The sequence below is a fragment of the Streptomyces sp. SID10853 genome (genome assembly GCF_010548145.1).
Classification (GTDB): Bacteria; Actinomycetota; Actinomycetes; order Streptomycetales; family Streptomycetaceae; genus Streptomyces.
The window spans coordinates 1-4290 of sequence record NZ_JAAGLN010000374.1 but is presented as its reverse complement, the minus strand read 5'-3'; the positions used below and the strand labels follow the sequence as shown (position 1 = coordinate 4290).

Here is a 4290-nt window from a genome sequence, read left to right as displayed (position 1 = left end):
TCGCACCCCGGCGGCGGGCTCGCACACGCCGGGATGTCGGGGGCGCTGGCCGCCGGGCTGATCGTCGAGGGCGAAGGGTTCCGCGGCTCGCGGTGACGGCCTCGGCCGGCCCGGCGCCGGGCCGCCGGCCGGCTCCGTAGCGCTGCTGCTCTCAGTAGCGCTGCTGCTCGTTGTAGCCGTTGTGTCCGCTCTGGTACGGCTGTTGGGCCGAGTAATCGGAGGGGTCCGGGTGCTCGGCGTCGCGCGGAGCGCCGTAGGCCGCTTCGCCGTACGCCGGTTCGGTGTCGCGCTGCTGCGGCACCCAGACCCCGCCGGGCGGAGTGTCGTTGGCGTACTGGTCGGCGTAGGGATCGGCGTACTGCTGCTGGCCGCCGTACGAGGCCCCGTACTGGCCTGCGCCGATGTACGGGTCCGAGTAGGCGGCGTACTGCTGCTGTTCGCCGCCGTAGCCGTACTGGCTGTCGTACGTCCCGCCGTTCTGGTCGTAGCCGGTGCCGTACTGCGCCCCGGTCCCGTACACCGTGTCGCTGTATATGCCGTACTGGCCTGTTTCGTCGGGCATCGGCTCCGGCGCGTAGACGCTCGCGGCCATCGGTTCCCGGGCCCGCGAGGAGTCCGGGGCAGGGGATGCGCCGGAGTCCGCCGCGCCCGGCGGGTAGGCGGCGTAGGCGGCGCCGTCGTGGCCGGTTCCGTCCTGGCCGAATCCGCCGTCAGGGCCGTAGCCGCTGCCGCCGTACGCGGACTGCCCGTAGCCGTCGGCATCCTGGCCGTGCTGTGCGAAGACGCCGTCCTGGGCGTCGTACTGCGCACCGTCCGGCCGGTCCTGGCCGTCCTGCGGCTCCTGCCCCGGCTGCTCGTACTGCAGGTCCGAGACTTCGAGTACGGGGTCCTTCGCCCCGCTCCCGCCGCGCGCCCTGCGCCGCTTCTTCTCGCGGGGTGCGCCCTTTATGGCCCAGCCGGTCGAGAAGCCGCGCCGGAAGGAGAGCGTGACGTACAACTGGCCGACGGCGAACGCGATGGCGCCCACCACGATCACCGGCACGGAGTGCAGCAGCACTCCGAAGACCACGCCGAGGAACCCGGTGAAGGCGAGCAGCCGCCAGCGGAGCCTGGCCTTGTACTGCAGCAGCACCTCGCCCAGCAGCCACAGCGCGACGAATCCGAACCCGACATAGAGGACCGTCCAGCCCATGTACGCCCCTCTCTGCGGCCACCGCCCCGTGCGGGGGGGGCGGATGTGCCGGTCAGGACTGCTTGTGCAGTCCGAGATTCTCGTAGATTTCGAGGGTCGCGGTGGAGTTGTTCAGCGTGATGAAGTGCAGTCCAGGGACATCCTCGGAGAGCAGCTTCGCGCAGAACTCCGTAGCGAACTCGATGCCAATGGAGCGTACAGCGGCCGGGTCGTCCTTGACGGCATGGATGCGTTCTTTCAGACCGGACGGGAAGCGCGCGTTGCTGAGCTGCGCGAACCGGTCCAACTGCCGCACATTGGTGATCGGCATGACCTCCGGAATGACCGGGGTGTCGCAACCAGCGGCCACCACCCGCTCACGCATCCGCAGATAATCCTCCGGGTCGAAGAACATCTGGGTGATCGCGTAGTCGGCACCGGCCCGGCATTTGTCGGTGAAGTGCCGGATGTCGCTCTCCCAGTTGTCCGAGCGCGGATGCATCTCGGGGAAGGCCGCGACGCCGACGCAGAAGTCACCCGACTCCTTGATCAGCCGCACCAGGTCGGCGGCGTACATCACGCCTTCCGGGTGCTTGACCCACTCGCCCATCGGGTCGCCGGGCGGGTCGCCGCGGACGGCCAGGATGTTCCGGATCCCGGCGTCGGCGTACTGGCCGATGATGTTGCGCAGCTGGGCGACGGAGTGGTTGACGGCCGTGAGGTGCGCGACCGGGGTGAGCGTGGTGTCCGACGCGATCTGCTCGGTGGCCCTGACCGTGCCCGCGCGGGACGAACCGCCCGCACCGTAGGTCACCGAGACGAAGCTGGGTGCCACCGCCTCGACACGGCGCAGCGCGTTCCAGAGGTTCCGCTCGCCCTTCTCGGTCTTGGGCGCCCAGAACTCGAAGGAGTACAGCGTCCTGCCGGTCGCGAGCAGGTCACGCACGGTTCGGGCGTGGTCGGTTCTGGTGGAGGAGGTGCCGGAGGCCATACGGGCAGATTAGCCAGGGCGTGGCACTCCCCCAACCACGCCCGGACGTTATGCCCGATTTGCGAGATACTTGTCCACCCATCGGACACTTCTACGGAATCACCGCGTCCGCTTCGGTCCCGGCACTTTCCGTCCCGCCGCTTTCCGTCCCGCCGCTTTCCGTTTCCCCGCTTTCCGTCCCACTGCTCCCGCGCCACCCGTCGCTCTCGCGCTGCCCACTGCCCGCTGCCCGTTACTCGCTGCGGGCCCTGACCCGGGCGGCGAGCGCGGCGGCGGCCGCGGCCGGGTCGGCCGCCTCGGTGATCGCGCGGACGACCACCACCCTGCGCGCCCCCGCGTCCAGCACCTCGTCCAGATTGCCCGCGTCGATCCCGCCGATCGCGAACCAGGGCCGCGAGGTGGCGAGCCCCGCCGCGTACCGCACGAGGCCGAGGCCCGGCGCGTGCCGTCCCGGCTTGGTCGGGGTGGGCCAGCAGGGGCCGGTGCAGAAGTAGTCCACGCCCGGCTCGGCTGCGGCCGCGTCCACCTCGGACTCGGCGTGCGTCGAGCGGCCGATGAGCACATCGGGGCCGAGAATCGCACGGGCGGCGGGGACCGGCAGGTCGCCCTGGCCGAGATGCAGCACGTCGGACGAGATGGCGTGCGCGACATCCGCCCGGTCGTTCACCGCGAGCAGCTTGCCGTGCCTGCGGCAGGCGTCGGCAAAGACCTGGAGGTGGTCCAGCTCCTCGGCCGCCTCCATGCCCTTGTCCCGCAGCTGGACGATGTCCACGCCGTGGGACAGCACGGCGTCCAGGAACTCGGGCAGATCGCCCTGGCGCCTGCGCGCGTCCGTGCAGAGATACAGCCGGGCATCGGACAGCGGAGCGGGTGCGGTGGACATCGGGCGTTCCCCCCAAGGGACGGCGGCTGGACGGCGACGCACTGGACGCCGACGGACTACTGGACGGCAACGGGCCGCGGTGTACGGCCCGGGGCCGGCCCGGTCCGTACACCGCGAGGTGATCACACGTCGATCAGACGGCGAGCGCCTGGGCCCGGCGCTTCACCTCCGTCCCGCGATTCTCGCTCAGCGCCTGCGCGGGCGTGCCGGGCAGGGTCTCGTCGGGGGTGAAGAGCCACTCCAGCATCTCCTCGTCGCTGAAGCCGTCGTCCCGCAGGAGCGTCAGGGTGCCGGCGAGGCCCTTGACCACTTTGGTGCCGTCGATGAAGGCGGCGGGCACCTGGAGCGCCCTGTTCTCACCACGGCGTACGGCGATCAGCGTGCCGTCCCTGACCAGCTGGCGGACACGGGTCACCTCGACGTCGAACATCTCGGCGATGTCGGGCAGGTGCAGCCAGGCGGGGATGAGAGCATCGGTTTTTGCGTCAATCTCGGTCACGGGACAAGCCTGCCATCCCGCACTGACAGCCGATACCCGGACTCAGCCCTTCAGGGCCGTCGTACGCCGGTCACGGCGGCGGCCACTGCGGCGGCCGCCGTCAGCCCTGCCGGGAGCGGACCGCCGCCTTGAGCGACACGGCCGGATCGGCGGCCAGGGCCGGATCCACCGGGGCCCCCGACTCGATCAGCTTCCGGCCCTGGGCCAGATCCCGTGGCCTGCCGACGGCGAGCACCGCGACCAGCCGCTCCTCCCGCAGCCAGCACACCGACCAGGCAGGACCCGCCGGGTCGCCGCGCCTGACCAGGGTGTCGGCGGCCGCGTGGTGGCCCGCGTACTGGACGAAGCGGCCGAACTGCTCGGACCAGAAGTAGGGCACCGGGTCGTAGATCTGCGGGGTCTCACCGATCACGTCGGCGGCGACCGTGCGCGGCCCCTGGAGTGCGTTGTCCCAGTGGTGGATCAGCAGCCGCTCGCCGTAACGGCGCGACGGGAAGGACGCACAGTCACCGACCGCGTAGACGTCCGGGAGCGAGGTGCGCAGCCGCTCGTCGGCCAGGACCGAGCCGTCGGCGCCGAGCGCGACTCCGGAACCCGCCAGCCAGCCGGTCGCGGGCCTGGCCCCGATGCCGACGAGGACCGCCCCGGCCGGCAGCCGCCGCCCGGACTCCAGGACCACGGCGCCCGGTTCGACCCGGGCCACCCGCGTGTCCGTGAGGAGTTCGGCTCCGCTGTCGGCGTACCAG

At 71.4% G+C, this 4290-nt stretch carries 5 protein-coding genes; all 5 read right to left on the bottom strand.

The annotated features are described in order from the left end of the window. Positions 1–151: 151 nt before the first annotated feature. Positions 152–1192, bottom strand: coding sequence for a hypothetical protein (locus G3I19_RS34885; RefSeq protein ID WP_164267703.1), 1041 nt, complete (start codon positions 1190–1192; stop codon positions 152–154). A 52-nt stretch (positions 1193–1244) separates the two neighbouring features. Next, entirely contained in the window at positions 1245–2162 is a 918-nt protein-coding gene (gene metF / locus G3I19_RS34880) for a methylenetetrahydrofolate reductase [NAD(P)H] (protein ID WP_164267702.1), read from the bottom strand. Positions 2163–2394: 232 nt separating this feature from the next. After that, positions 2395–3045 (bottom strand): thiamine phosphate synthase, encoded by a 651-nt coding sequence (gene thiE / locus G3I19_RS34875; protein WP_164267701.1) that lies wholly within the window; start codon positions 3043–3045, stop codon positions 2395–2397. Between the two features lie 133 nt (positions 3046–3178). Beyond that, positions 3179–3544: an Rv2175c family DNA-binding protein gene (locus G3I19_RS34870; protein ID WP_164267700.1), complete on the bottom strand. Its 366-nt coding sequence runs from the start codon at positions 3542–3544 to the stop codon at positions 3179–3181. Between the two features lie 100 nt (positions 3545–3644). Further along, positions 3645–4290 (bottom strand): oxidoreductase C-terminal domain-containing protein (locus tag G3I19_RS34865; RefSeq protein ID WP_164267699.1); only part of this gene is annotated, 646 nt, incomplete at its 5' end.

Coding starts and splice junctions, on each gene's coding strand:
- G3I19_RS34885 (WP_164267703.1), bottom strand. CDS start 1,192: ATGGGCTGGACGGTCCTCTATGTCGGGTTCGGATTCGTCGCGCTGTGG.
- thiE (WP_164267701.1), bottom strand. CDS start 3,045: ATGTCCACCGCACCCGCTCCGCTGTCCGATGCCCGGCTGTATCTCTGC.
- metF (WP_164267702.1), bottom strand. CDS start 2,162: ATGGCCTCCGGCACCTCCTCCACCAGAACCGACCACGCCCGAACCGTG.